The sequence below is a fragment of the Pilimelia columellifera subsp. columellifera genome, assembly GCF_039532605.1.
Taxonomy (GTDB): Bacteria; Actinomycetota; Actinomycetes; order Mycobacteriales; family Micromonosporaceae; genus Pilimelia; species Pilimelia columellifera.
In genome coordinates, this window is record NZ_BAAARY010000067.1 from 1 (window position 1) to 1,215 (window position 1,215).

Below are 1,215 nucleotides of genomic sequence, written 5' to 3' on the forward strand. Positions count from 1 at the left end.
TCGCCCCCTCCGGTGGCTGCGGCAACTGCTTCCTCGGTCGTCCCATCCAACACCTCCATGATCGAGGTGTTGCGACGACCAGTTGAATCCGCCTTGGGCACCCCGGTCTGAGTGGTGGACCAGGCGGGCCAGGTCAGCGCCCTGGTTCTGGCGGCGCCAGATGGCCATCTTCAGCGCGTCCAACGCCAGGTCGGTGTAGAGGCTGGTGGCGACCTGCCAGCCGACGATCATGCGGGAGTGCACGTCGAGGACGAACGCCGCGTACACCCAGCCTGCGGTGGTGCGCACGTAGGTCAGGTCGGCGACCCACAGCTGGTTGGGTGCGGTGGCGGTGAAGGCGCGTTTGACCAGGTCAGCCGGCCGGTCGGTCTCCGCCGCCGGCCGCGTGGTGCGCGGGGACTTGTCCCGTAGCAGCCCGCGTAGGCCCGCAGCTCGCATGAGCCGCTCGACAGTGCACCTGGCCACCTCCACACCGCGACGGCGCAGCTCATGCCAGACCTTCCGGGCGCCGTAAACGCCGTAGTTGTCCCGATACACGGCCGTGATCTGCTCGGTCAAGTCGGCGTCACGGACCTTCCGAGCCGACGGCGGGCGGGTCTTGGTGGCGTAGTAGGTCGACGGCGCGATCCCTGCTGGCGTGTCTTGCAGCGCCGCCAGGACCGGCTGGACACCGTGTTTGGCCTGTTGAGAGTCGACGAACGCGACCTTCATCTCGATGGACGGTCCAGCTCCGCCGCGAAGAAAGACGCCGCAGACTTCAGGATCTGGTTCGCCCGCCGCAGCTCACGGTTCTCCCGCTCCAGCGCCGCGATCCGATGCTCCTCACTGCTGGACCTGCCCGGCTGGACACCGGCGTCGACCTCGGCCCGCTTCACCCAGGCCCGCAACGCCTCCGGATGGACTCCGAGCTGGTCGGCGATCCTGCGGATCGCCCCCGGCGCGGCCACCGGGTCCCGCCGGGCCTCGATCGTCATCCGGACCGCGCGCTCACGCAGCTCATCGGGGTACTTCTTCGGTGCAGGCACGAGAGGTGTTCCTTCCAGGTTTCGATGTCTCCATCAAACCCGGTGCGCAACACGGCTGCGGGCGGCGCGGATGTTCGCGGATGGGATGAGCGCGTTGGAAGTGGCGGCGGTGTTGGAGGTGTCGCCGAAGTCGGCGTACACGTGGCGACGCCGGTGGGTGGCCGGTGGTGAGCAGGCGTTGGTGTCCAAG

The 1,215-nt window shown here is 68.6% G+C and carries 3 protein-coding genes; 1 reads left to right on the top strand and 2 read right to left on the bottom strand.

Features of this window, described 5'->3' with window-relative positions; genetic code table 11:
- Together ABD287_RS18330 and ABD287_RS18335 are read right to left on the bottom strand one after the other, a co-directional pair.
- Nucleotides 1-711 (bottom strand): IS3 family transposase (locus ABD287_RS18330; protein ID WP_344174779.1); only part of this gene is annotated, 711 nt, incomplete at its 3' end.
- Nucleotides 708-1,025 (bottom strand): transposase, encoded by a 318-nt coding sequence (locus tag ABD287_RS18335; RefSeq protein ID WP_344174781.1) that lies wholly within the window; start codon nt 1,023-1,025, stop codon nt 708-710. The genes ABD287_RS18335 and ABD287_RS18330, both read right to left, overlap by 4 nt.
- A gap of 55 nt (nt 1,026-1,080) precedes the next feature.
- Here ABD287_RS18335 and ABD287_RS18340 point away from each other — a divergent pair.
- Nucleotides 1,081-1,215: helix-turn-helix domain-containing protein (locus ABD287_RS18340; protein ID WP_344174783.1), on the top strand; the 135-nt coding region annotated here is incomplete at its 3' end.